At 63.0% G+C, this 24108-nt stretch carries 23 protein-coding genes and 2 pseudogenes; 17 read left to right on the top strand and 8 right to left on the bottom strand.

What is annotated here, in order from left to right; translation table 11 throughout:
- Positions 1-3: 3 nt before the first annotated feature.
- Positions 4-762 (bottom strand): NF038120 family PEP-CTERM protein, encoded by a 759-nt coding sequence (locus ACRHIG_RS26470; protein WP_489628433.1) that lies wholly within the window; start codon positions 760-762, stop codon positions 4-6.
- 463 nt (positions 763-1225) lie between these two features.
- On the opposite strand from ACRHIG_RS26470, the gene gspG reads away from it, so the two are divergent.
- From gspG to ACRHIG_RS26455, 3 genes and pseudogenes are all read left to right on the top strand, one after another.
- Complete coding sequence (gene gspG, locus ACRHIG_RS26465; protein WP_489628432.1) at positions 1226-1669, top strand: type II secretion system major pseudopilin GspG; 444 nt, start codon at positions 1226-1228, stop codon at positions 1667-1669.
- 36 nt (positions 1670-1705) lie between these two features.
- A pseudogene (locus ACRHIG_RS26460) lies at positions 1706-2910 on the top strand (type II secretion system F family protein).
- Positions 2907-4613 (top strand): GspE/PulE family protein, encoded by a 1707-nt coding sequence (locus ACRHIG_RS26455; protein ID WP_489628431.1) that lies wholly within the window; start codon positions 2907-2909, stop codon positions 4611-4613. The pseudogene ACRHIG_RS26460 and the gene ACRHIG_RS26455 overlap by 4 nt, the downstream one beginning before the upstream one ends.
- Here ACRHIG_RS26455 and ACRHIG_RS26450 read toward each other — a convergent pair.
- Positions 4597-5433 (bottom strand): hypothetical protein, encoded by an 837-nt coding sequence (locus tag ACRHIG_RS26450; protein WP_489628430.1) that lies wholly within the window; start codon positions 5431-5433, stop codon positions 4597-4599. The two genes, ACRHIG_RS26455 and ACRHIG_RS26450, sit on opposite strands and share 17 nt — an antisense overlap.
- Here ACRHIG_RS26450 and ACRHIG_RS26445 point away from each other — a divergent pair.
- From ACRHIG_RS26445 to ACRHIG_RS26405, 9 genes are all read left to right on the top strand, one after another.
- Positions 5432-5980 carry a ubiquitin family protein gene (locus ACRHIG_RS26445; RefSeq protein ID WP_475415181.1) on the top strand — a complete coding sequence of 183 codons (549 nt, stop codon included), beginning with the start codon at positions 5432-5434 and terminating at the stop codon, positions 5978-5980. The genes ACRHIG_RS26450 and ACRHIG_RS26445 overlap by 2 nt on opposite strands.
- Entirely contained in the window at positions 5977-6549 is a 573-nt protein-coding gene (locus ACRHIG_RS26440) for a hypothetical protein (RefSeq protein ID WP_475415182.1), read from the top strand. Before ACRHIG_RS26445 ends, ACRHIG_RS26440 begins: the two co-directional genes overlap by 4 nt.
- The gene (locus ACRHIG_RS26435) at positions 6546-7073 is read left to right on the top strand and encodes a hypothetical protein (RefSeq protein ID WP_475415183.1); all 528 of its coding nucleotides are present in this window, start codon (positions 6546-6548) and stop codon (positions 7071-7073) included. Before ACRHIG_RS26440 ends, ACRHIG_RS26435 begins: the two co-directional genes overlap by 4 nt.
- Positions 7070-7561, top strand: coding sequence for a hypothetical protein (locus ACRHIG_RS26430; RefSeq protein WP_489628429.1), 492 nt, complete (start codon positions 7070-7072; stop codon positions 7559-7561). Before ACRHIG_RS26435 ends, ACRHIG_RS26430 begins: the two co-directional genes overlap by 4 nt.
- Positions 7562-7652: 91 nt before the next feature.
- Positions 7653-9098, top strand: coding sequence for a secretin N-terminal domain-containing protein (locus ACRHIG_RS26425; RefSeq protein ID WP_489628428.1), 1446 nt, complete (start codon positions 7653-7655; stop codon positions 9096-9098).
- The gene (locus ACRHIG_RS26420; RefSeq protein ID WP_489628427.1) at positions 9095-9577 is read left to right on the top strand and encodes a type II secretion system protein; all 483 of its coding nucleotides are present in this window, start codon (positions 9095-9097) and stop codon (positions 9575-9577) included. The genes ACRHIG_RS26425 and ACRHIG_RS26420 overlap by 4 nt, the downstream gene beginning before the upstream one ends.
- A gap of 3 nt (positions 9578-9580) precedes the next feature.
- Positions 9581-9973, top strand: coding sequence for a type II secretion system protein (locus tag ACRHIG_RS26415; protein WP_326457288.1), 393 nt, complete (start codon positions 9581-9583; stop codon positions 9971-9973).
- 5 nt (positions 9974-9978) lie between these two features.
- Positions 9979-10644: a type II secretion system protein gene (locus tag ACRHIG_RS26410; protein WP_489628426.1), complete on the top strand. Its 666-nt coding sequence runs from the start codon at positions 9979-9981 to the stop codon at positions 10642-10644.
- Between the two features lie 225 nt (positions 10645-10869).
- A complete protein-coding gene (locus ACRHIG_RS26405; RefSeq protein ID WP_475415186.1) occupies positions 10870-11367 on the top strand; it encodes an FxDxF family PEP-CTERM protein in 498 nt (165 codons plus the stop codon).
- 434 nt (positions 11368-11801) lie between these two features.
- On the opposite strand, the gene murJ is transcribed toward ACRHIG_RS26405, so the two are convergent.
- Positions 11802-13349 carry a murein biosynthesis integral membrane protein MurJ gene (gene murJ, locus ACRHIG_RS26400; RefSeq protein ID WP_489628425.1) on the bottom strand — a complete coding sequence of 516 codons (1548 nt, stop codon included), beginning with the start codon at positions 13347-13349 and terminating at the stop codon, positions 11802-11804.
- Between the two features lie 297 nt (positions 13350-13646).
- On the opposite strand from murJ, the gene rpsT reads away from it, so the two are divergent.
- Positions 13647-13913, top strand: coding sequence for a 30S ribosomal protein S20 (gene rpsT / locus ACRHIG_RS26395; RefSeq protein WP_010395935.1), 267 nt, complete (start codon positions 13647-13649; stop codon positions 13911-13913).
- Positions 13914-14078: 165 nt separating this feature from the next.
- On the opposite strand, the gene ACRHIG_RS26390 is transcribed toward rpsT, so the two are convergent.
- The 3 genes from ACRHIG_RS26390 to ACRHIG_RS26380 form a co-directional block, all read right to left on the bottom strand.
- Positions 14079-14522, bottom strand: a complete 444-nt coding sequence (locus tag ACRHIG_RS26390) for a DUF192 domain-containing protein (protein ID WP_475415188.1) — start codon at positions 14520-14522, stop codon at positions 14079-14081.
- A gap of 132 nt (positions 14523-14654) precedes the next feature.
- Positions 14655-14978, bottom strand: a complete 324-nt coding sequence (locus ACRHIG_RS26385) for a hypothetical protein (protein WP_475415189.1) — start codon at positions 14976-14978, stop codon at positions 14655-14657.
- Between the two features lie 110 nt (positions 14979-15088).
- Positions 15089-15652: a pseudouridine synthase gene (locus ACRHIG_RS26380; protein WP_096234386.1), complete on the bottom strand. Its 564-nt coding sequence runs from the start codon at positions 15650-15652 to the stop codon at positions 15089-15091.
- A gap of 290 nt (positions 15653-15942) precedes the next feature.
- On the opposite strand from ACRHIG_RS26380, the gene icd reads away from it, so the two are divergent.
- Positions 15943-17196, top strand: a complete 1254-nt coding sequence (icd, locus tag ACRHIG_RS26375) for an NADP-dependent isocitrate dehydrogenase (RefSeq protein ID WP_070253571.1) — start codon at positions 15943-15945, stop codon at positions 17194-17196.
- 92 nt (positions 17197-17288) lie between these two features.
- Here icd and cspE read toward each other — a convergent pair whose 3' ends face one another.
- Entirely contained in the window at positions 17289-17492 is a 204-nt protein-coding gene (cspE, locus tag ACRHIG_RS26370; protein ID WP_010395943.1) for a transcription antiterminator/RNA stability regulator CspE, read from the bottom strand.
- Between the two features lie 321 nt (positions 17493-17813).
- Here cspE and clpS point away from each other — a divergent pair.
- The 3 genes and pseudogenes from clpS (at position 17814) to ACRHIG_RS26355 (ending at position 23962) form a co-directional block, all read left to right on the top strand.
- Positions 17814-18115, top strand: a pseudogene (gene clpS, locus ACRHIG_RS26365) (ATP-dependent Clp protease adapter ClpS).
- A complete protein-coding gene (gene clpA / locus ACRHIG_RS26360; protein ID WP_475415190.1) occupies positions 18112-20412 on the top strand; it encodes an ATP-dependent Clp protease ATP-binding subunit ClpA in 2301 nt (766 codons plus the stop codon). Before clpS ends, clpA begins: the two are co-directional and overlap by 4 nt.
- A 172-nt stretch (positions 20413-20584) precedes the next feature.
- Entirely contained in the window at positions 20585-23962 is a 3378-nt protein-coding gene (locus tag ACRHIG_RS26355; RefSeq protein WP_489628424.1) for a S41 family peptidase, read from the top strand.
- Here the strand turns inward: ACRHIG_RS26355 and ACRHIG_RS26350 are convergent.
- Positions 23940-24098 (bottom strand): LytTR family transcriptional regulator DNA-binding domain-containing protein, encoded by a 159-nt coding sequence (locus ACRHIG_RS26350; RefSeq protein ID WP_489628423.1) that lies wholly within the window; start codon positions 24096-24098, stop codon positions 23940-23942. The genes ACRHIG_RS26355 and ACRHIG_RS26350 overlap by 23 nt on opposite strands.
- Between the last annotated feature and the right edge of the window lie 10 nt (positions 24099-24108).

The raw sequence follows: 24108 nt of genomic DNA, 5'->3' as shown, positions 1-24108 counted from the left end.
GGATCAGGCTTGACGGCGGCGGCGCGCCACGAAACCGATGCTTGCCAGGCCCAGCAGCATCATCGCGTAGGTCGATGGCTCCGGTACCGAGGCGACGATATTGTCGAGCGCAAACTGACCCTTGTTGGTGCTGAAGGCGTTGCAACTGCCGGCCGTGTTGCAAGTGAAACCGAAGAAGGCCAGCGAGGCGAATTGCTGGCTGCCGAAGTTGGCGCTGGTGTTGTAGCGCTGGAACTGGAAGTTGCCGCCCAGCGGGCCGCCCAGCTGGTACGTTTCATACAGGGAAGAGCCGTCCGCATAGAAGCCTTGCACGCGCAGCAGACCGGCGACGGCCGGATAGGTGACGCCCTGGGCGTAGCCGATGAAGCTGGCGTCGAAGCCCTGCAGGCTGATGCTGCCGCCCGTCTTCAGCGGATCCAGGTAGACGATGCCGTCGTTGAGGGATGCATAGTAATTGCTCGTATTGTTGCTCGGGCACGCCATGCCGCAGGCGGCCGGGTCCGTGCCGTCGAACACGGCGCCGACCAGGTCGCCATAACTGGCACCGGCGGCATTCGAGGCACCCGTCAGCAGGAATTTGCCGAATTCCAGCGAGTCGCCGTGGCCGACGAACTGGCTGTCGAGGTTGTCAAAGTTGATCACGTCCGCGATGGCGGCGGGAGCCCAGGCAGCGGACAGGGCCAGGATGGCGGCGCCAGTCCACTGCTTGGCCGAGAAAGGACTTGCTGCGGCAGTTGCCTTCGAATGCACAATACGAGTCATGAATTTTCCCTTGGTGATTATGTAGGATGCAATATGTTTTGCGTCTGGGATGCTCTCTTCTGCGCGGCCGGATAAGACCAATGCGCAGAAAATTGACTTTTACTATAGCAAAATAGGCAATTGCATTGTTTGAAATTCTTTCAAATTTAATTTGAAAGTTACAAATAATGAATGAATAAAATTCATCGATTACTATGGTGTAGTGACCAATAGTAGTGAGTTTCCGCAGTGAAAATAGTTGAGTCATGCGCCAGCTGCCCAGGCGTGCAGCGCCGTGGCGCTGCCCCGCACACGGGATGGTTTCCTACGGAATTTGTTGTTCAGCATACAAATAAAAGGTTGTCGCAACCATAATCGGCATGGTAGGCTGATAAGCATCGGGCAAGCGCGCGCCGTGTGTGCGTGGCCATCAGCGGTGCACAACGGCGCAATGTATTGAAGGTTGGCAATAAGGAGTGACCGGATGCATGCAACACATAGGCAGAATTTGACGGCGGCACGCCAGGCGCGTGGCTTTACCTTGCTCGAACTGCTGGTGGTCATCGTGATCATCGGCTTGCTGGCGGCCTATGTGGGCCCCAAGTATTTCGCCCAACTGGGCAAATCCGAAGTGACGGTGGCCAAGGCGCAGATCGAGGCATTTGAAAAGTCGCTCGACACCTACCGCCTCGACGTGGGGCGCTATCCGACCACGGAAGAGGGCCTGGCCGCGCTGCTGGCCGCGCCGCCCACCGCCGGCACGCGCTGGAATGGTCCCTACCTGAAAAAGGCCGTGCCGCTCGATCCGTGGGGCCATGCCTATCAATACCGCGCGCCCGGCAGCAAGGGCGAGTACGACATCGTCTCGATGGGCAAGGATGGCCAGCCCGGCGGCAGCGGCGAAAACGCCGACATCAGCTCGCAATAGCGCCAGCGCCATTCTTTTTCCTACGGACAAGCCATCATGCAGTTTGAAGTACGCGCGCTTTCCACGGACCAGGCCGTTGCTACCTTGACGACGTGCGTGATCGATGGCCGCGACGAGGCGGACGCGCGCCGCCAGGCCGAGGCGCGCGGCCTGTTCGTCAGCGCCATCCGGCCCCTGCACGCTACGCCGTTCAGCGCCGCCGGGCGCCAGCGCGCGCGGGCCTTGCCCCTGCTGCTGTTCAGCCAGGAATTGCTGGCGCTGCTGCAGGCGGGCCTGGGCATCGTCGAAGCGCTGGAAGCCTTGCTGGAAAAGGAAGCGTCGCCGGCCACGCGCAGCGTGCTCACGCGTCTGCTGGAAGGCTTGCGTGAAGGCAAGCGGTTTTCCGCCGTGCTGGCAGAGCAGGCGGAACTGTTTCCCCCTTGTATATCGGCATCGTCAAGGCGGCGGAAGGCACGAGCGACTTGCCGCGCGCGCTGTCGCGCTACATCGACTACCAGCAGCGCATCGATACGGTGCGCGCCAAGATCGTCAGCGCCGCCATCTATCCCGCCATTTTGCTGGCCGTGGGCGGCGGCGTCAGCGCCTTCCTGATCAGCTACGTGGTGCCCCGTTTCGCCGAGGTGTACCAGGGCGCCGGGCGCAATCTGCCGTGGATGTCGCAAGTCATGCTCAGCTGGGGCCAGTTCGTCACCGAACATGGCCTGCTGCTGTTGCTGGGGCTGCTTATCACCGGCAGCGTACTATTGACCGCCGTGCGGCGCGTGCTGCGCCATGGCGGCGTGGCGCGCCTGCTGGCGAAGCTGCCCGGCATCGGCGAGCGCGTGCGCATCTATGAACTGTCGCGCCTGTACCTGACCCTGGGCATGCTGTCCGAAGGGGGCATCACCATCGTGCAGGCCATTTCCACCGTGCAAGCGATGGTCTCGCCGGGCATGCAGGCATCCTTGCAGGGCGCGCGCGCGGCCATCGAGGCGGGCCAGCCCCTGTCGTCCGCCTTCGAGCAGCATCAACTGACGACGCCGATTTCGCTGCGCATGCTGCGCGTGGGTGAGCGCACGGGTGACATGGGCCCCATGCTGACGCAGTCGGCGGCCTTTTACGACGGCGAAATCAGCCGCTGGATCGACCGGTTTACGCGCACCTTCGAACCCTTGCTGATGGCCGCCATCGGCCTGGTGGTGGGCGCCATCGTGATCCTGCTGTACATGCCCATCTTTGACCTTGCCGGCGATATCTCATGATGCCCTCCGCAGCCGAATCCACCGTGGCCATCGCGGCCATCGACCCTGCGCTGCTGCAGCGCGCGCGCATCCTGAGCCGGCAATCGAAGCGCAGCCTGGTCGAGGAATTGCATGAGCTGAGCGGCATCGAGGCGCGCGCCGTGGTGCGCGCACTGGCGCGCCCGTTCGGCCTGGACGTGCTGGAAACGGCCGACATGCTGGCCTTGTCTCCCGCCTTCGATGTGCTGCCCCTGTCGCAGGCGCTGGCGCGCCACAGTGTGCTGCTGCGCGGTGCCGACGGCCAGCTGGTGGGCGTGATCGCCGACCCCTTCGATCTCGACCTGCAAACCTGGCTGAGCGCGCGCGCGGGGCAGGGCGTGTTGGACGTGCGCCTGGCGCTGCAGGCCGACATCGGTGCCTACCTGTCGAAGCAGGAAGAATCGGCGCGCGCCGTCGACAACCTGCTGCCCGGCGCGGCGAACGACGCGCGGCGCGACGGCAAGACGGCGGCCGTGCTGTCGTTCGCCAGCGTCTCGGAAGCGGCCAGCCCCGCCGTCAAGCTGGTCAACTCGACTTTATATGACGCGCTGAAGGCGGGCGCCTCGGACATCCACCTGGAAAGCACGGCCGGTGGCCTGGCCGTCAAGTACCGCGTCGACGGCGTGCTCGATCACGCCACGGCCGTCAACGGCATCGAGGTGGCCGAGCACATCATCTCGCGCCTGAAAGTGCTGGCCGAACTCGATATCGCCGAGCGCCGCGTGCCGCAGGACGGCAGCTTCCGCGTCGAGTCGGGCGGGCGCGAAATCGATTTGCGCGTCTCCATCATGCCCAGCATCCATGGCGAGGACGCCGTCATCCGCATCCTCGACAAGCGCGCCATGATCGAGGCGTACGGCGCCCTGACCCTGGAAGCGCTGGGCTTTGACGCGCCGTCGCTCGAAGCCCTGCGCGCGCTGGCGCAGGAAGCCTACGGCATGCTGCTCGTCACCGGCCCCACGGGCTCGGGCAAGACGACGACCCTGTATGCGGCGCTGACGGAAATCCACAACGGGCGCGAAAAGATCATCACCATCGAAGACCCCGTCGAGTACCAGCTGCCCGGCATCTTGCAGATACCCGTCAATGAAAAGAAGGGACTGACCTTTGCCAAGGGCCTGCGCTCGATCCTGCGCCACGACCCCGATAAAATCATGGTGGGCGAGATCCGCGACCGCGAGACGGCGGAAATCGCCGTGCAATCGGCCCTCACGGGCCATTTGGTGCTCACGACCGTGCATGCGAATAATGTGTTCGACGTGTTCGGCCGTTTTACGCACATGGGCATCGACCCGTATGCCTTCGTCTCGGCCCTGAACGGCATCTGGGCGCAGCGGCTGATCCGCACCAACTGCCCCCATTGCGCGGTGGAGTACACGCCCGACGACGCGGAACTGGCCAGCGTGGGCCTGGCGCGCGCCGACGTGGCGGGCTATGAATTCAAGCAGGGCAAGGGCTGCGGCGACTGCCGCGGCACCGGCTACAAGGGGCGCCGCTCGATCGCCGAAATCCTCGTGCTGACCGATGAAATCCGCGAACTGATCGTCGACAAGAAGCCGATCCGCCAGATCAAGGCGGCCGCGTATGCGAACGGCACGCGCAGCCTGCGCCTGGCGGCGCTGGAGCTGGTCAAGCGGGGCGCCACCACCATCACGGAAATCAAGAGGGTCACCCTGCATGCGTAGAGGACTTGGACAAGCGCTGCGTCTGGGCGTGGCGGCGGGCAAGGTGAGCCTGTGGCGCAGCAGCCGCTGGCGCGCGCCCGCCTGGACGCCGCTGGGCGAAGCCGCGTATGTGCCGGACGAGTCGCTGCATGGCGACTTTGCCGCCCTGGGCCAGGCGCTGGCGCAGTTGCTGGAGCGATTGCTGCCGGCGGGTCAATACGCGGGCTGGCCATTGTCCGTGGTGCTCGACGATGGGCTGGCGCGCCTGTGGCGGGTGGACCTGCCGCAGGGCGCCGCGCGCCTGGCAGACATCGAGGCCGCCGCCGCGCTGCGCTTCCAGTCGCTGTATGGCGATGCGCCCGGCTTGTGGCACAGCAGCCTTGCCTGGGATGCGCGCGCGCCGTTTTTCTGCGCCGTGCCGCGTGCGCTGCTGGCGCAGCTGACGCGCGTGGCGGCCGAACGCAAGCTGGCCCTGATCTTTATTACACCGCAATTTGCGCGCCACTGGAACCGCTGGCACGGCGCGCTGAAACCGGGCGCCTGGTTTGGCCAGTTGCAGGAAAACGCCTTGACCCTGGGCGTGCGGCACGATGGCCGCCTGCGCGCCGTGCGCGCGCTGCCCGTGCCGCCCGGCGCGGGCCAGGATTGGCTGGAACACACGCTGGCGCGCGAAGCGCTGCTGCAAGGCGTGCCCGCGCCGGCGCTGCTGCAGCTGTGCGGCGCGCCCCCGCCCGCATGGCTGGCGCCGGCGAAAGCGTCCCACTGCCAGGTTTTTCCACGCCGGACGGGGATGGCGCCTTGTCGCCGGCCGCCCGGCTGGCGCGCAGCGGAGGCGTGGCATGACGCGCCTCGATATCGATTTCGCGCCGCCCGGCTGGCGCCGCAGCCTGCACCGCGTGCCCGCCTGGGCATGGGGCACGGCGGCGCTGGGCCTGGCTTTGATCGCCACGGCAGCGTGGGCCGGCAGCGCCGCGCTGCAGCACCAGCAGGCAAGCGAGGCACGCTGGCTGCTGGCGCAGCAGCGCGTGACGGCCGCCATGCAGGGGCCGGCGCCTGCGCCGCAAGTGCCGATCGCGCCCGCGCAGGCGGCGGCCGTGAATGCGGCCATCCTGCAATTGAACCTGCCGTGGCGCGACCTGCAGGATGCGCTGGCCAGCGCCACGCCGCCCGCCATCGCGCTGCTGGCGCTGGAGCCGGACGCGCGCAAGCGCGTGCTGAAGATCACGGCGGAAACGACCGGCAGCGACGCCATGGTGGCCTACATCGCGCAATTGAAGCAGCAGGAGCTGTTCGGCTCCCGCGTGCAGCTGCTGCGCCATGAAATCAACGCGCTCGATCCGAACAAGCCCTTGCGCTTCCAGCTCGAAGCGCGCTGGGGTACGCCATGACGGCCATCGACATCAACATCTTGCGCCTGCGCGCGCAATTGCTGCTGCGCCGCCTGGGCGTGCCCGCCTGCCTGGCCGTGCTTCTGCTCGCGCTGGGGATCGCCGCCTGGGCGTGGGCGTGGCAGCAGCGCGCCGTGGCGGCGCGGCTGGAAGCGCGGCCCTTGCCGCAGCCATCGCTGGCCGTGGCGGTCTTGGCGCCGCCGGCGACGGCCAGCGAGAACCTGGCGCGCTTTTATGCCGCCCTGGGACAGCAGCGCCACGCGGAGCAGCAGGTCAAGCAGCTGTTCGACCTGGCCGCGAAAAACGGCTTGTTGCTGGCGCAAGGCGAATACAAGAGCGGCTACGACAAGGCCAGCAGGGTCGCCACCTGGCAGGTGACCTTGCCGCTGAAGGGCAGTTACGCGGCCGTATCGCAGTTCGCGCTGCAGGCGCTGCGCGCTGTCCCCTTCGCCTCGCTCGACGAACTGAGTTTTCGCCGCGAGCAGATCGCCGATACGCAACTCGAAGCGCGCCTGCGCCTGACCTTTTATCTGACCGATACGCCTGGCGTTGCGGGAGAAACACCATGACCCCGCGCCATTGGCTCATGCTGGCCGGCTTGCTGGGCGCGGGCGCCTTGCTGCTGTTCGGCGAGCGCCAGCCCGTGTCCAGCGTGGCGGAAGCCGTGGAGCGGGCCGTCGCGCCTGCGCCCGCGCGCCATGCGGCCGCCAGGCCGCCAGCCGCGCAACCGGCCATCCTGGCCCTGCTGCCGCGCAGCGAAGTGGCGGGCGAGGATGGCGACACCTTCGGCGGCGCCGGCGCTGTCTTCCAGAGCCAGAACTGGAATCCGCCGCCGCCGAAGGTGGTGGCCGTCGCCCCGCCGCCGCCACCGCCGCCGATGGCGCCGCCGCTGCCCTTCGTCTACCTGGGCAAGGCGGCCGCCGACGGCGCATGGGAAGTGTTTTTGTCGCGCGCCGACAAGACATATATCGTGCGCGCCAATACCGTCATCGATGGCGCCTACAAGGTCGTGACGATCGCGCCGCCCGTCATGACGCTCACCTATTTGCCGTTGAACCAGGTTCAGCAGCTCAACATTGGAGTACTCGAGTGATGCCTCGTTCCTTTTCATCGGCGCCGTTGCTGGCGCTGCTGGTGCTGCTGTCCGGCTGCGCAGGGCAGCAAGCCTACCGCGACGGGCGTGAGCTGATTGCGCAAGATCAAATCCCGGCCGGCCTGCAAAAGCTGCAGGAAGCGCTGCAGCAGGACCCCGGCAACGCGCAGTACCGCAGCGCCTGGCTGCAGGCGCGCGAACGGGCGACCAGCAGCCGCTTGCAACAGGCCGAGCGCCAGGCGCAGGCGGGCCAGGGCGAGCTGGCGCGCGCCTCTTTCCTGAGCGTGCTGGAAATCGATGCGCAGAACGAGCGCGCCAACAGCGGCTTGCGCGCGCTCGAACGCGAGCAGCGCCAGGGGAAATTGCTGTCTGAGGCGCGCACGGCGTTTGAGGCAAAACAATACGATCCGGCGCGCCAGCGCCTGAACGCCATCCTCACCGAGCAGCCGAGCCACGCCGGCGCGCGCGCTGCTGCGCGAGGTCGATGAAAAAACGGCGCCGCCCATCGTCGAATCGGGTCTGGCCAAATCGTACAAGCAGCCGATCACGATCGAGTTCCGCGACGCGCCGTTAAAACAGGTGTTCGAGCTGATCGCGCGCCGCTCGGGCCTCAATTTTGTCTTCGACAAGGACGTCAAGGCGGATGCGAAGACCTCGATCTTCCTGAAAAACAGCACGGTGGAATCGGCCGTCTACTTCCTGCTGGTGACGAACCAGCTGGAGCAGCAGGTGATGGATGCGAACACGATCTTGATCTACCCGAACGTGGCGGCGAAATTGAAGGAATACCAGGAAGTGCTGGTGAAAACCTTCTTCCTGGCGAATGCGGATGCCAAGCAGGTGGCCAACACGCTCAAGACCATCTTGAAGACGCGCGACGTGGTGGCCGATGAAAAGCTCAACCTCGTCATCGTGCGCGACACGCCCGAGGCGATCCGCCTGGCCGAGCGCCTGATCGCGCTGCAGGACGTGCCCGAAGCGGAAGTGGTGCTGGAGCTGGAAATCCTCGAAGTCAAGCGCAGCCGCCTGCTGGAACTGGGCGTGGCCTGGCCGACGAGCCTGACCCTGACGCCACTTTCCACTTCGGGCGGCGCGGGGCTGACCATCAACGATTTGAATAACCTGAACCAGCGCACCATCGGCGTGAGCGACCTGTCCGTGACGGCGAATGCCAAGAAGACGGATGGCGACGCGAATATCCTGGCCAATCCGCGCATCCGCGTGCGCAACCGGGAAAAGGCGAAGTTCGTCATCGGCGACAGGGTGCCCGTGGTGACCACCACCATTTCGCCGGGCACGGGCGGCTTCGCTTCCGAGTCGATCAGCTACCTGGACGTGGGCTTGACGGTGAATGCCGAGCCGACCATCTATTTGAACAATGAAGTGGGCATCCGCATTTCGCTCGAAGTGAGCAACCTGGGCGCGGCCACCACCACCCGCAGCGGCTCGACCCTGTACCAGATCGGCACGCGCCAGGCCTCGACCATGCTGCAATTGAAGGATGGCGAAAACCAGGTGCTGGCGGGCCTGATCAACAATGAGGAGCGCAGCTCGGGCAACAAGGTGCCGGGCCTGGGCGACATCCCCGTGCTGGGGCGTTTGTTCGGCAGCAGCAAGGACGACAGCCAGAAGACGGAAATCGTGCTGTCGATCACGCCGCACCTGGTGCGCACGGTGCAGCGTCCGGAAGCGAAGGAATCGGAATTCTCGGCCGGCACGGAAGGCAGCTTCCGCCGCCGTCCCGACATGGCGGCCAAGGCGCCCACGCAGATGCCGGGTACGGTCATCGTGCGTTCCGGCCCGTCCGCCGTCGGCATGCAGCCGGCGCCGCCGCAGCCACTGATGACGCCCGGACAGCTGCCGGCGCAGCCGCAGACGGTGCCCGCGCCGGAAGTGGCGCCGTCGCCCGAGCCGGCCGCATCGCCCTTGCCGATATCGTCCGGCCAGCCCGTGCCGCTGCAGGCGGCGCCCTTGCCCCTGTCGTCGAGCCAGCCGGTGCCCGTGGTGCCGCCGCCCGCCAAATGAGCGTGGTGCGCGCGCAGGGCGGCTTCACCCTGATCGAACTGCTGGTGACCCTGGCCATCCTGGGCGTGCTGGCCACCCTGGTGATCCCCGTCACGCAAGTGACGGTGCAGCGGCGCCAGGAGCAGGAATTGCGGCGCGCGCTGCGCGAGATCCGCCAGGGGCTCGACGCCTATAAGCGGGCCGGCGACGAGGGCCGCATCCTGCGCGCGGCCGATGCCAGCGGCTATCCGAAAAGCCTGGAACTGCTGGTCGAGGGCGTGCCGGACCAGCGCAATCCGAAGCGCAGCAAGCTGTTTTTCCTGCGCCGCGTGCCGCGCGACCCGTTCAATGGGGACGCGGGCTTGAGCGATGCGCAAACCTGGGGCAAGCGCAGCTACGCCAGCGAAGCGACCGAGCCGCGCGAGGGCGACGATGTGTACGATGTGTATTCCACCTCCGGCAAGACCGGCTTGAACGACGTGCCTTACCGTCTATGGTGAACCATGCCCGCTGAAAACGCCCCGCGCCGCGCGCGCGGCTTTACCCTGATCGAACTGCTGGTCGTGCTCGGTATCGTGGCGCTGCTGCTGACCCTGGCCGTGCCGCGCTACTTTCCCAGCCTCGACAAGGCGAAGGAAACCGTATTGGCCGACAACTTGCGCAACCTGCGCACGACCATCGACCAGTTCCACGGCGATACGGGGCGCTACCCCGATTCGCTGGAGCAACTGGTGGAAAAGAAATACCTGCGCGCCATGCCCATCGATCCCATCACGGACAGCGACAGCAGCTGGCTGATCGTGCCGCCGCCCGACGACACGCCGGGCCAGGTGTATGACGTGAAAAGCGGCGCGCCCGGCAAGGATCGCAGCGGCACGCCGTTCGCCGACTGGTAGCGGCCATGTACCGTTCTGCGCGCCGCCAGCGCGGTTTTACCTACCTGGGGCTAATCATCCTGGTGGCCGTCCTGGGCCTGACAGGGGCGGCTGGCCTGAAGATGGGTTCCTTGCTGCAGCGCCAGGCGGCCGAGCAGGAATTGCTCGACATCGGCGCGCAGTTTGCGGATGCCCTCTACAGCTATGCGGCCGCCACGCCGCCGGGCCAGCCGCAACAGCCGCCGACCTTGGCCGCCTTGCTGCGCGATCCCCGTACGCCCCAATTGCGCCGGCATCTGCGCAAGTTGTTCGTCGACCCCATCACGGGGCGTGCCGAGTGGGGCTTGCTGTACCAACCCGGCAGCAACGGCATCATTGGCGTGCACAGCCTGTCGAAGGCAGCGCCATTAAAGGTTGGCAATTTCGAGGCCAGGTTTGCCGGCTTCGAAGGCAAGGCCCATTTTTCGGAGTGGCACTTTATGCTGGAGGCCCGAGGGCAAACCACCCCGGCTGCGGCGGTGTCGGGCATGCCGGCGGCCGAGGCGCCTGGCATCGCTCCCGCTTTGCCGGCAGCACCGTTGTTTTCCCGCCCTGTTACCCCACCGCAAGAACAGCCACCGCCAGAGCCAGTTGAGCAGCCTGACGCGCAAAATGTCGATGAAAACACGGCCGAGCAGGCACTTTCACCGTAAAACATGGGAAAAATAGATGTATGCACTGGCAACTATTTTTCTCCAGAAATTCATGGATAGTGGCAAATATTTCATTATGAAAATAGTTATCTCAAACGAAACTTCGATAAAATATTTATAAGTAATTTGATGCAATTATGCTACCATCCTGTTCAGTACTTCCGGTACTAAAACTATTGGTGGCCTGCGCATTGCAGCCATAAATTACTTTTTAAGGGATAAGCTATGAAATTGAAATTTATCGCTGCAGGCATCATGGCAGCAGCATCGTTCAGCGCGTCGGCGGCAACCTACGACCTGGGCATCCTGGACCCAACCGGTTCGGACACCCTGTCGGCTTTCACGACGAAGTTCGCTATCAATTCGGAGATCAATGATTCGTGGACCTTCCAGTTGCTGGCCCCATCGTCGACCTCGTTCGGTGCACTGCAAACGTTCTCTGTTGCTAACGGCGCGATCAAGGATTTCGCCGCTACCCTGGTCGGCTATGGCGACCTGGCCAAGAGCACAGCTAGCGGTATCCAGAATCTGAGCTGGGCAGGTCAATTGGCCGCAGGCACTTACACGGTGCAAGTCACGGGCCTGACCCTGGTGAAAAATGTTCAGTACGTAGGCACGGTTTCGGCCCTGCCAGTACCGGAACCAGAAACCTATGGCATGCTGCTCGGCGGCCTGGCGCTGGTTGGCGCCGTGGCACGCCGCCGCGCCAAGAAAGCTGCTTAAGCTTACGCTGTAATGAAAAAACCCGCTTCGGCGGGTTTTTTTCGTCTGGATCATTTGTGCAAGGCAGTACGCCGGCATCAACATCCTGCCGCAATCTGGACAAGCTGTGCAGGACCAGGCGCCAAGTCGAAGACAGTACGCCAGTACGGTAAAGCTCCGGCAACAACATCCTGCGCAATCTGGACAAGCTGTGCAGGACCAGGCGCCAAGTCGAAGACAGTACGCCAGTACGGCAAAGCTCCGGCAAGAATGTCCTGCGCAATCTGGACAAGCTGTGCAGGACCAGGCGCCAAGTCGAAGACAGTACGCGAGTATGGCGAGACGCCGGCAACAACATCCTGCGCAATCTGGACAGGCTGCGCAGGACCAGGCGCCAAGTCGAAGACAGTACGCCAGTACGGCGAGACGCCGGCAACAACGTCCTGCGCAGCTTGTCACGCGTGGCGTTTGAAGTCGCGGAAGCGGAAGCCAACGAGGAACAAGGTGGCAAAGTACGCCACGCCGCACAGGGCCACCACCAGGGCCAGCGTGCCTGCCCGCAGCAGCGGATGGGCTTGCATGGCGATCCAGTCGACGCGCGTGGCGCCCAGGACTGCCACGCCGCCCATGACGCAGAGCGCCGGGAGCAGGCGCAGGAAAAACTTGGCCCAGCCCGGTTTCGGCTGGTAGATGCCGCGCTTGCGCAAGCCCCAGTACAGGAAGCTGGCGTTCAGGCAGGCGCCCAGTCCGATCGACAGGGCCAGACCGGCCACGGCGATGTAGGGCACGAATAGCAGATTCATCAGCTGCGTGGCGATCAGCACGCCGATGGCGATTTTCACGGGCGTGCGGATGTCCTGGCGTGCATAGAAGGCGGGCGCCAGGGTTTTCACGAGGATGATGCCGATCAAACCCAGGCTGTAGGCCACCAGCGGCTGCGTCGACATGGTCACGGATTCGGCCGTAAATTTGCCATAATGGAAGAGGGTGGCGATCAGCGGCGTGGCCAGGGTCGCCATGCCGACGGCGGCGGGCAGGGCCAGCAAAAAGGTCAGGCGCAAGCCCCAGTCCAGCAGGGCCGAGTATTCCGCCTTGTCACCATCCACGTTCGCTTTCGACAGGCTGGGCAGCAAGATGGTGCCCAGGGCCACGCCCAGCATGGCGGTGGGGAACTCCATCAGGCGGTCCGCATACGACAGCCAGGAAATGCTGCCTTCGGCCAGACGCGAGGCGATGCTCGTGTTGATCATCAGGCTGATCTGGGCGGCCGAGACGGCGAACACGGCCGGTCCCATCTTTTTCAGCACGCGGCGCACGCCGCCGTCGGACAGGCCGATGGCGGGATTGATCGACAGACGCGGCAGCATGCCGATCTTGATCAGCGCGGGAATCTGGATGGCCACCTGCAGCAAGCCGCCGGCGAACACGGCGATGGCCATGGCGTAGATCGGCTGTTTTAAATATGGCGCGAGGAACAGCGAGGCGGCGATGAATGATAAATTCAGCAGCACCGGCGTAAACGCGGGAATCTTGAATTCGCGCCAGGTGTTCAAGATGCCGCCGGCCAGGGCCACGAAGGACATGCAGGTAATATAAGGGAACATCAGCCGCGTCATCCACACGGCCGCGTCGAAGGCGCCCGGGTCCTTGGACAGGCCCGTGGCGATCACGTAGACGAACCACGGCGCGCCGGCGATGCCGATGGCGGAGACGAGCAGGGTGGCCCAGACGAGCGTGGTGGCCACATGGTCGGCCAATTGCTTGCTCGCTTCCTGTCCATGCTGGTTCTTGTATTCTGACAAGATCGGCACGAAGGCTTGCGAGAACGCGCCCTCGGCAAACAGGCGGCGCAACAGGTTGGGAATGCGGAAGGCAACAATGAAGGCATCCGTGTAGGCGCCGGCGCCAAAGGCGCGCGCGAACAGGCTTTCGCGCAATAATCCGGTTACACGGGACAGCATGGTCATGCTGGAAATGGCGGCGAGGGTTTTAAGCAAGTTCATGGGGCCAGATTATAGCCGGGCGCGGTACTGGCAAACGGTTAAAATATGGTAACAATTGCCGCCGATTCGCCCTTGCCAGGCCCATTTTCACGTGTTTTTGACGCGATACCCGGTTTTTTGATTTGCCCCCGCTTGAAAATATCGCTATAATCGAAGGCTGTACAGAATTCTGTTACGCAGACACTAATGTTTGACAGGCACTGGTTTGGCACACATGGTTCGGCAGACGCACAGAACGCACCGGTTGGCAAACACTAATGTTTGCAAACGCACTTTGACCCTGTTTTAGGAAATTCCATGGCAAATACCGCACAAGCGCGCAAACGCGCTCGTCAAGCAGTTAAGCAAAACGCACACAATTCGTCCCAACGTTCGACCTTGCGCACGGCTATCAAAGCTGCTCGCAAAGCGATCCAGGGCGGCGACAAGGCAGCTGCTGCTGCAATCTTCCAGGCATCCGTGTCGACCATCGACCGTATCGCTGACAAGAAGATCATCCACAAAAACAAGGCAGCTCGCCATAAGAGCCGTCTGGCAGCCGCTTTGAAAGCACTGTCCGCTTAATATTCGCCAGCAGGCAAGCCGCCACGGCGGCCTTGCCTGTGCCGGTACGCTGGCACTGGTTGAAAAGCAAAAACCCGCAGATTCGTTCTGGCGGGTTTTTTCGCGTTTTTCACCGTTTTCTTGCGGGTTTTTTGTGCTCCCGTCCGCTATCGGACGGGGCGCGACCTAGCGTGCCGCCGGCAGGTTGCCGATGCTCATGCCCGGCTTGATGTTCTTTTGCTTGAACCAGCCCAGGTGCATTTCCAGCGCATAGCGCACGGGCACGGTCTTCGTGGAGCAATGGCTGTCGAGCGTGTGCGGCTGCATGTCTTCGATGTTGACGATCTTGCCGCCGGCATCGATAAAGGCCACCGACAGGGGCAGCGGCGTGTTCTTCATCCACATGCATTGCGTCGATGGGTTGCCAAAGACAAACAGCATGCCCGCATTCGCCGGCATCTTTTCACGGTACATCAACCCCTGTTCGCGTTGCTCTTCTGTCGCCGCCACTTCCGCCTGGATCAGATGCATGCCGGCCGACAGCTGCAAGCTCTTTGTTTGCGCCTGGGCCATGCCGGCGCAAGACAGCAGGGCGATGGACAGGCTGAGGCGGCGAAGGGGATTTTTCATGGGGCGGGATGGGCGGCTGCGAAGCGGCGATTAAGCCATGCTGGCGGCCGCCTGGTCAAGCGTGTTGCTTGGCCGCATCGAAAACGTGGGGTTACAGCAACATGGTCGCTGCCGTCACCCCGGGAACGGCGTTTATTTCACTGGTTTGCCCGCTTCAGCGGCCGGCTGCTTCGTCTTGCGCGCCTGGGGAATCAGGCGCGGCGCGTCGGTTGCGGCCGAGGCCTTGGCGGATGCGCCGGAGCGGGCCGCGTCCGTCGCGGCCGATGCGTTGACGGAGGCCGACGCCGGCGGCACGGGCTTGCTGGCATCGGTGGCTGCCGATGCGTGGCTGGCTGCCGATGCGGGTGGCGGCTTGACGGCATCGGTCGCGGCGGAAGCGTGCACCTGGGCGCCCGACTGGGCCAGTGCGGCGCCGGCAAGCAGGGAAGCGGCCAGGGTGAATATTACTTTTGTCATCATCTTTCCTTTTCCGTCATGTTAAGGTCGGATGATTTTAATGCATTATCTAAAAATAAATAATGCTTATTGGAAAAATTTCGGTACCGAAACCGTTTTTCTTGTCCTGTTCACGCCTTGCCAATGTTCTCGGCCGGCACCTCGCACCATTCGCCGGGCAACAGCGGATGGCTGGCCAGCGAGAACGGGCCGATGGCGCTGCGCACCAGGCGCAGGGTGGGCAGGCCGACGGCGGCCGTCATGCGCCGCACTTGCCGGTTCTTTCCTTCTTTTAAGGTGATCGCCAGCCATGAAGTGGGCTTGTCGGCGCGCGCGCGGATGGGCGGATTGCGGGGCCACAGCCAGTCCGGCTCGGCGATGCGCACGGCCTTGCATGGCTTGGTGATGAAGTCGCCCAGGTCCAGCGGCGCCTGCAGGCGCGCCAGGCTGGCCGCATCGGGCACGCCGTCGACCTGCACCAGATAGGTTTTCGCTTCCTTGCGGTCCGGGTGGCTGATCTCGTGCTGCAGGCGGCCGTCGTCCGTCAGCAGTAACAAGCCTTCGCTGTCGGCGTCGAGCCGGCCGGCCGGGTAGATGCCGGGAATGGTGAGGTGGTCGGCCAGGGTGGCGCGGCCGTCCTGCGGCGAAAACTGGCACAGGACCTGGAATGGTTTATTGAAGAGGATGAGTGGCATGCTGGTAGAGGAATTGATGTAGGCGAGGGTGGCTGCTGGTTGGCGCCGCAAAAGCGTGGCGCCCTGTAAGATAGTGGTGCATAATGTGAAATATAAGTCTTATGTCTTATAGAAGACATGGGCCGTATGGCAGCGAGGTTCTTTGGCGCCGCGGATGGCCCGGCTGTTCTTTCCTGCTAAAGTGCGTTGTTGCCGCCCTGTTCGGACTTGTTTTTGTAAACTCTGCAACCGCAGAGCGCGTCGCCGGCCAGTGTTATCCGCCTGCGGCGTGTCCCACTTCGGAGATCACGATGTATCAACATATCACTGTACCTGCTGACGGCCAAAAAATCACCGTCAACGCCGATTTTTCGCTGAATGTACCAGATAATCCCATCGTTCCCTTCATCGAAGGCGATGGCACGGGCATCGATATCAGCCCGGTCATGATCAAGGTGATCGACGCGGCCGTGGCCAAGGCCTACGGCGGCGCGCGCAAGATCAGCTGGATGGAAATCTACGCGGGCGAGAAATCGACGAATGTGTACGGCCCCGATGTGTGGCTGCCGGAAGAAACCTTGCAGGTGCTGAAGGATTACGTGGTTTCCATCAAGGGCCCGCTGACCACGCCCGTCGGCGGCGGCATCCGCTCGCTGAACGTGGCCCTGCGCCAGCAGCTCGATCTGTATGTCTGCCTGCGTCCCGTGCGCTACTTCACGGGCGTGCCGTCGCCCGTGAAAGAGCCGGAAAAGACGGACATGGTGATTTTCCGCGAAAACTCGGAAGATATCTACGCCGGCATCGAATACCAGCAAGGCTCGCCCGAAGCGAAGAAATTGATGGATTTCCTCGTCAATGAAATGGGCGTGACGAAAATCCGCTTCCCGGCCACGTCGGGCCTGGGCATCAAGCCCGTGTCCATCGAAGGCACGCAGCGCCTGGTGCGCAAGGCCATCCAGTACGCGATCGACAATGACAAGCCCTCCGTGACGATCGTGCACAAAGGCAACATCATGAAGTACACGGAAGGCGGCTTCCGCGACTGGGCGTATGCGCTGGCGCAAAAGGAATTCGGCGCCGAGCTGATCGATGGCGGTCCATGGTGCAAGTTCAAGAATCCGAAGACGGGCCGCGACATCATCGTCAAGGACTCGATTGCTGACGCGTTCCTGCAACAGATCTTGCTGCGTCCGGCCGAATACAGCGTCATCGCCACCCTGAATCTGAACGGCGATTACATTTCCGACGCGCTGGCGGCGCAAGTGGGCGGCATCGGCATCGCGCCGGGCGCCAACCTGTCCGATTCCGTCGCCATGTTCGAGGCGACGCACGGCACGGCGCCGAAGTACGCGGGCAAGGATTACGTGAATCCCGGTTCCCTGATCCTGTCGGCGGAAATGATGCTGCGCCACATGGGCTGGCTGGAAGCGGCCGACCTGGTCATTTCTTCGATGCAAAAGTCGATCGCCTCGAAGCGCGTCACCTACGATTTCGCCCGCCTGATGGAAGGCGCGACACAAGTGTCGTGCTCCGGTTTCGGCGAGGTGATGATCGAGCACATGTAAAAGAGGGGCGGGCAGGGTGCAGCGCACCCTGCGGACGAAAAAAACCCCGCTTCAAGGAAACGGGGTTTTTCACATCTGAGGGCCGGCGATGCTTAGGCTGCCTGGATGTTGGAAGCTTGCTTGCCTTTAGGGCCTTGCGTGACTTCGAATTGAACTTTTTGACCTTCTTTGAGGGTCTTGAAACCGTTCATGTTGATCGCGGAGAAATGAGCAAACAAATCTTCGCCGCCATCATCTGGAGTGATGAAGCCAAAACCTTTGGAATCATTGAACCACTTAACTGTACCTGTTGCCATAAAAAGAACTTTCAAAATTAAAACAAATCACACGAGCCATAAAAGCAAGAAGCTTCTTGCCCCCTCCTCGACGTCTCACTTCTTATCAAGCTGTACATTACTGCAACAGTCGATACAGCATTGTTGGCGGAATAAATAATGAAGTCAAGCGCTTTTCCATCGATATTGCCAAATTCTTCACGAGAACCAAAAAAGCAACTCTTGATTTTGACAGCAAGGTCGCCATCTGCGCAATATTAAGAAAACGCGTAAGATTGAAAACAATTGGAAAGGCGTAGATATTGCGCATGACAACCACTGTGAAAGCATTAGAATAAGCGTATGGCAACCAAGCACGACACAGAAACCCTGCTGGAGCGGCAAGTGCTGAAGCCGCCACCGCTCTACCAGGTGGCCTTGCTCAATGACGACTACACCCCGATGGAATTTGTGGTGGCCATCATTCAGGAGTATTTCAACAAGGACCGTGAAACGGCGACGCAAATCATGCTCAGTGTTCATCGCTACGGCAAAGGAGTGTGCGGCGTGTTCTCTAAAGATATAGCGTGTACCAAAGTGGAGTTCGTTTTAACGCATGCGCGCAAGGCGGGGCACCCCTGCAGTGCGTGATGGAGGAAGTATGATTGCGCAGGAATTAGAAGTAAGTTTGCACATGGCGTTTGTCGAAGCTCGGCAGGCACGGCACGAATTCATCACGGTTGAGCATTTACTGCTGGCACTGCTGGACAATCCCTCCGCTGCCGAGGTATTGCGTGCCTGCGCGGTCAATATAGAGGACCTGCGCAAGACCCTCACCAATTTCATCGGCGATAACACGCCGACCGTGCCTGGCACGGGCGAAGTCGACACCCAGCCGACGCTTGGTTTCCAGCGCGTGATACAGCGCGCCATCATGCACGTCCAGTCCGCCTCGAACGGCAAGAAGGAAGTCACGGGCGCCAATGTGCTGGTGGCCATCTTCGGCGAAAAGGATTCGCATGCGGTCTACTACCTGCACCAGCAGGGCGTGACGCGCCTGGACGTGGTCAATTTCATTTCGCACGGCGTGCGCAAGGACCAGTCGACGGAAAGCGCGAAAGCCTCCGAAGGCGTGGAAGAAGCGCCCGTCGACGGCCAGCCGAAGGAAAGTCCGCTCGACCAGTTCACGCAAAACCTGAACAAGGCCGCCGCCGAAGGCAAGATCGACCCGCTGATCGGCCGCGAGGAAGAAGTCGACCGCGTGATCCAGATCCTGTGCCGCCGCCGCAAGAACAATCCGCTGCTGGTGGGCGAGGCGGGCGTGGGCAAGACGGCCATCGCCGAAGGCCTGGCCTACCGCATCACGCAAAGCGATGTGCCGGAAATCCTGCAGAATGCCGTCGTGTATTCGCTGGACATGGGCGCCTTGCTGGCCGGTACCAAGTACCGCGGCGACTTCGAGCAGCGCCTGAAAGCCGTGCTCAAGCAGTTGAAGGATAATCCGAACGGCATCCTGTTCATCGACGAGATCCACACCATCATCGGTGCGGGCTCGGCGTCGGGCGGCACGCTGGACGCATCCAACCTGCTGAAACCGGCGCTGGCCAACGGTCAATTGAAGTGCATCGGCGCGACCACGTACACGGAATTCCGCGGCGTGTTCGAGAAAGACCATGCGCTCTCCCGCCGCTTCCAGAAAGTGGACGTCAACGAGCCGACCGTCGAGCAAACCGTGCAAATCCTGCGCGGCCTCAAATCGCGCTTCGAAGAGCACCATGGCGTGAAATACTCGGCCTCGGCCCTGTCGACGGCGGCCGAACTGGCGGCGCGCTTCATCAACGACCGCCATCTGCCGGACAAGGCGATCGACGTCATCGATGAAGCGGGCGCGGCGCAGCGCATCCTGCCGAAGTCGAAGCAAAAGAAAACCATCGGCAAGGCCGAGATCGAGGACATCATCGCCAAGATCGCGCGCATTCCGCCGCAAACGGTCAACCAGGACGACCGCAGCAAGCTGCAGACGATCGACCGCGACTTGCGCAATGTCGTGTTCGGGCAAGATCCAGCCATCGACGCGCTGGCCTCGGCCATCAAGATGGCCCGTGCCGGCCTGGGCAAGACGGACAAGCCGATCGGCTCCTTCCTGTTCTCCGGTCCGACCGGCGTCGGCAAGACCGAAGTGGCCAAGCAATTGGCCTTCATCCTCGGTATCGAGCTGATCCGTTTCGACATGTCCGAATACATGGAGCGCCACGCCGTCAGCCGCCTGATCGGCGCGCCGCCGGGCTACGTCGGTTTCGACCAGGGCGGCTTGCTGACGGAAGCGATCACCAAGAAGCCGCATGCGGTCTTGCTGCTCGATGAAATTGAAAAAGCCCATCCGGACATTTTCAATATCCTGCTGCAAGTCATGGACCATGGCACCTTGACGGACAACAATGGCCGCAAAGCCGATTTCCGCAACGTGATCATCATCATGACGACCAATGCGGGTGCGGAAAGCCTGCAAAAGACGTCGATCGGCTTCACCAATTCGAAGCAGGCCGGCGACGAGATGGCCGACATCAAGCGTATGTTCACGCCGGAATTCCGCAACCGCATCGACGCGACCATCAGCTTCCGCGCGCTGGACCAGGAAATCATCCTGCGCGTGGTCGACAAGTTCCTCATGCAGCTGGAAGAGCAGTTGCACGAGAAAAAGGTCGAAGCCGTGTTTACCGAGAAGCTGCGTGCTTTCCTCGGCAAGAAGGGCTTCGATCCGCTGATGGGCGCGCGGCCGATGGCGCGTTTGATCCAGGACATGATCCGCAAGGCGCTGGCCGACGAACTGCTGTTCGGCCGCCTGGTCACGGGCGGACGGGTCACCGTCGACCTCGACGACAAGGAGCAGGTCTTGCTGGAATTCCCGGAACCGCCAGACGCGGCGCCGACGGCGGCACCGGAAACGGTGGAAGTGGAATAAACTTCCTGCTGTCAACAAAAAACCCGCGCACGCAAGTGATGCGGGTTTTTTTACGTTTTTATGGGCAATAAAGAAGGTTTTAAGAAGGTTTTCTTTGGCCGTAGTTATGCCAGAATTGCTGTCCGGTATCGACATGATGTCCATGCCACCTGACCGCTATCTGGATGCTCACATGAAAATTTCCCGTACTCTTGCCTTCCTGTTGTTTTCCGCCGGCTTGCTGGGCAACGCCGCCGCTGCCGCGTCCGCCGGCAGTTATTTCCGTTTTCCCGCCGTGCGCGGCGATACCGTCGTCTTCACGGCCGAAGGCGACTTGTGGAAAAGCAATCTACGCGGCGGCGCGGCGCAGCGTTTGACCACGCATCCCGGCTATGAAACGAACGCGGCGATTTCGCGCGACGGCCAGTGGCTGGCGTTTTCCGCCGCCTATGAAGGGGCGCAGGAAGCGTATGTGATGCCGCTGGCCGGCGGCTTGCCGCGCCGTATTTCCTTTGACAATGGCGGCGTGCTGGTGCTGGGCTGGACGGCGCAGGGCGAAGTGCTGGTCAGCACGCAAAATACGGACGGTCCCGCCTCGCGCCGCATCGTCGCCGCCATCGATCCCGTGAAACAGACGCGGCGCGTGTTTCCCGTGGCCGACGCCAACGACGCCGTGCTCGACGATGCCGGCAAGACGCTGTTCTTCACGCGTTTCGGCCTGGCCATGACCAACGACAATGTACGCAACTACCGGGGCGGCGCGCATGCCACGCTGTGGCGCTATGAGCTCGACGGCAAGGGCGAGGCTGTGCCCATGCATACGGAGCCTGCCGTGTTGGCGGGCAACAACAAGCGCCCCATGTGGTGGCAGGGCCGCGTCTATTACATCAGCGACGCGGGCGGCAGCGACAATCTGTGGAGCATGCTGCCCGACGGCTCCGACCGCCGCGCCTTGACCGGCCACACGCAGTGGGACGTGCGCAACGCGCAGCTGGGCGACGGCAAGATTGTGTATCAATTGGGCGCAGACCTGCGGGTACTGGACCTGGCCGCAGGGATGGACTCATCGCCATTGCCGATCAGCCTCGTGTCCGATTTCGACCAGCAGCGCGCGCGCCAGATCCGCTCGCCGCTCGATACCCTGAGCAATGTCCAGCTGTCCGGCAAGGATGAGCGCATCATCCTCACCGCTCGCGGGCGCGTCAGCATCGCCGGCACGGGCAGTCAGCGCCGCGTCGACATCGCCATTCCCGAAGGGGCGCGGGCGCGCGACGCCGTCTTTTCCAGCGACGAGAAATCCGTGTTCGCCATCGTCGACACGAGCGGAGAGAACGAAATCTGGAAGTACGCCGCCGATGGCTCGGGCAAGGGCGAGCAACTGACGACGCAGGGAGACAATCACCGCTGGAAGCTGTACCCGTCGCCGGACGGGCGCTGGCTGGCGCACACGGACAAGAAGGGCCGTTTCTGGCTGCTGGACCTGGCCACCAGGGGCAACCAGTTGATCGATGATGCGGGCAAGGCGGGCGTGGACAAGCACGACGAAGTGCAATGGTCGCCCGACAGCCGTCACCTGGCCATCGTACGCGTGGCCAGCAACGAGCAGCGCGAGCAGATCGGCCTGTATAACCTCGCATCGAAGCAGTTGCAGTTCGTCACCAGCGACCGCTATACCTCCGCTTCGCCCGTGTTTTCGCCGGACGGGCGCTGGCTGTATTTCATGTCGGCGCGCAATTTCCAGCTGGCCAACGGTTCACCGTGGGGCGACCGCAACATGGGCCCCGTGTTCGACAAGCGCATCGGCGTGTATGCGCTGGCGCTGCAGCCGGGCAACCGTTTCCCCTTCCAGCCCGACGATGAGCTGAGCCGTCCGGGTGTAAAACCGGCCGAGACGGATGATGAAAAGGCGGCCGAATCGGCGGCGGAAAAGGCATTGGAAAAGGCGGGCGGCAAGACGGCCGTGAAAAAAGCGCCGGCCGCCCTGCCGGACGTCGTCTTCAAGGGGCTGGCCGGGCGCCTGTACGAAGTACCGCTGGCGGCGGGCAATTACAGCGCGCTGGCCATGGATGACAAGCGCCTGTATTTCCTCGAACGGGAAAGCGGCGAGAACAAGTCCAGCCTGAAGACTTTGGCGATTGGCAATACCGGCTCCAAGCCGGAACTGCTGGTGGCCAACGTGCGTGAATTCGATCTGGCGCAGGATAAAAAGCATTTGTATTACCGCACGGCGGCAGCTACGGGCCCGGGCGAGATGCTGGTGATCGAGGCGGGCGCCAAGCTGCCGTCCGACCTGTCAAAGGCGAAGGTAAAAGTCGACGACTGGACGTTTGTGTCGAACCCGCGCCTGGAATGGAAGCAGATGTTCAACGATGCCTGGCGCTTGCACCGCGATTTCCTGTACGACGCGAAGATGCGGGGCGTGGACTGGAAGGCGGCGCGCGACAAGTATGCGCCGCTGGTCGAGCGGGTCACGGACCGGGCCGAGCTCAATGACGTGCTGGGCATGATGGTGGCCGAAGTGGGCGCCCTGCATTCGCAGATCCGTCCCGGCGAATTGCGCCGCACGGAGCAGGAAGGCGCGCCGGCGGGCCTGGGCGCCGTGCTGGCGCGGACAAACGAGGGCTACCGGGTCGAGCATGTCTACCGCAGCGAGGCGGAACTGCCATCGGCGCGCGCACCGCTGTCGCGGCCCGAAGTCGACGTGCGCGAAGGCGACGTGATCACGGCCGTCAACGGCAAGGACGTCTTGGGCGTGCGCGACATCAGCGACCTGCTGCTGAACCAGGCCGACAAGCAGGTCTTGTTGCAGGTCAAGCGGGGTAATGGCAAGGGCGCGCCGCGCGCCGTCATCGTCACGCCCGTCAACATGGCTAAACAGACGGCGCTGCGCTATGGCGACTGGGAATTGAGCCGCGCCGAGCAGGTGGCCACCGTCTCGCAGGGACGCATCGGCTACCTGCACCTGCGCGCCATGGGGGCCAATGACATCGCCTCGTTCGCGCGTGATTTTTACGCCAACATCAACCGCGAAGGCCTGATCATCGACGTGCGGCGCAATAACGGCGGCAATATCGACAGCTGGATCATCGAAAAACTGCTGCGCAAGGCCTGGGCCTACTGGGCGCCGCCGGGTGTGCAGCCGTCGTCGAACATGCAGAACACCTTCCGCGGCCATCTGGTGGTGCTGGTCGATGAACTCACGTATTCCGACGGCGAGACCTTCGCCGCCGGCATCAAGGCATTGAAACTGGCGCCGCTGGTGGGCAAGCGCACGGCCGGCGCCGGCGTCTGGCTGAGCGACAATACGCGCCTGGCCGACAATGGCATGGCGCGCGTGGCGGAAAACGGCCAGTTCGGCATCGACGGCCAGTGGCTGATCGAAGGCGTGGGTGTGGTGCCGGACGTTGAGGTGGAAAATCCGCCGCACGCCACCTTCAATGGCGCCGACCGCCAGTTGGAAGTGGCGCTCGACATGCTGGCAAAAAGCTCAAGGAGCAGCCGCGCCCCGCGTTCCAGGCGCAGCCGATCCCCGCGCTCAAGTAGTCCGGCTACAGGCCGCAGGCGGCCTTGAACTGCTGCGCGCGGCGGCGCGGCACCTCGATCACGCTGCCGTCCAGCAGGCGCAGGTCGAGGCCGTCGGCGGCGTTCGGCGCCACTTGCGCCACCTGCGCCAGGTTGACGATCTGGCGCCGGTTGGTGCGCAGCATCAGCGGCTGC

It is taken from the genome of Janthinobacterium sp. C22, from assembly GCF_057919405.1.
The sequence above is the reverse complement of the archived record's forward strand: the minus strand, read 5'-3'. Positions and strand labels throughout refer to the sequence as shown.

Coding starts and splice junctions, on each gene's coding strand:
- ACRHIG_RS26470 (WP_489628433.1), bottom strand. CDS start 762: ATGACTCGTATTGTGCATTCGAAGGCAACTGCCGCAGCAAGTCCTTTC.
- icd (WP_070253571.1), top strand. CDS start 15,943: ATGTATCAACATATCACTGTACCTGCTGACGGCCAAAAAATCACCGTC.
- ACRHIG_RS26455 (WP_489628431.1), top strand. CDS start 2,907: ATGATGCCCTCCGCAGCCGAATCCACCGTGGCCATCGCGGCCATCGAC.
- ACRHIG_RS26420 (WP_489628427.1), top strand. CDS start 9,095: ATGAGCGTGGTGCGCGCGCAGGGCGGCTTCACCCTGATCGAACTGCTG.
- ACRHIG_RS26350 (WP_489628423.1), bottom strand. CDS start 24,098: ATGCTGCGCACCAACCGGCGCCAGATCGTCAACCTGGCGCAGGTGGCG.
- ACRHIG_RS26445 (WP_475415181.1), top strand. CDS start 5,432: ATGACGCGCCTCGATATCGATTTCGCGCCGCCCGGCTGGCGCCGCAGC.
- cspE (WP_010395943.1), bottom strand. CDS start 17,492: ATGGCAACAGGTACAGTTAAGTGGTTCAATGATTCCAAAGGTTTTGGC.
- ACRHIG_RS26440 (WP_475415182.1), top strand. CDS start 5,977: ATGACGGCCATCGACATCAACATCTTGCGCCTGCGCGCGCAATTGCTG.
- ACRHIG_RS26435 (WP_475415183.1), top strand. CDS start 6,546: ATGACCCCGCGCCATTGGCTCATGCTGGCCGGCTTGCTGGGCGCGGGC.
- ACRHIG_RS26450 (WP_489628430.1), bottom strand. CDS start 5,433: ATGCCACGCCTCCGCTGCGCGCCAGCCGGGCGGCCGGCGACAAGGCGC.
- ACRHIG_RS26390 (WP_475415188.1), bottom strand. CDS start 14,522: ATGAAAAATCCCCTTCGCCGCCTCAGCCTGTCCATCGCCCTGCTGTCT.
- gspG (WP_489628432.1), top strand. CDS start 1,226: ATGCATGCAACACATAGGCAGAATTTGACGGCGGCACGCCAGGCGCGT.
- rpsT (WP_010395935.1), top strand. CDS start 13,647: ATGGCAAATACCGCACAAGCGCGCAAACGCGCTCGTCAAGCAGTTAAG.
- ACRHIG_RS26385 (WP_475415189.1), bottom strand. CDS start 14,978: ATGACAAAAGTAATATTCACCCTGGCCGCTTCCCTGCTTGCCGGCGCC.
- ACRHIG_RS26415 (WP_326457288.1), top strand. CDS start 9,581: ATGCCCGCTGAAAACGCCCCGCGCCGCGCGCGCGGCTTTACCCTGATC.
- ACRHIG_RS26410 (WP_489628426.1), top strand. CDS start 9,979: ATGTACCGTTCTGCGCGCCGCCAGCGCGGTTTTACCTACCTGGGGCTA.
- ACRHIG_RS26355 (WP_489628424.1), top strand. CDS start 20,585: ATGAAAATTTCCCGTACTCTTGCCTTCCTGTTGTTTTCCGCCGGCTTG.
- clpA (WP_475415190.1), top strand. CDS start 18,112: ATGATTGCGCAGGAATTAGAAGTAAGTTTGCACATGGCGTTTGTCGAA.
- ACRHIG_RS26380 (WP_096234386.1), bottom strand. CDS start 15,652: ATGCCACTCATCCTCTTCAATAAACCATTCCAGGTCCTGTGCCAGTTT.
- ACRHIG_RS26405 (WP_475415186.1), top strand. CDS start 10,870: ATGAAATTGAAATTTATCGCTGCAGGCATCATGGCAGCAGCATCGTTC.
- murJ (WP_489628425.1), bottom strand. CDS start 13,349: ATGAACTTGCTTAAAACCCTCGCCGCCATTTCCAGCATGACCATGCTG.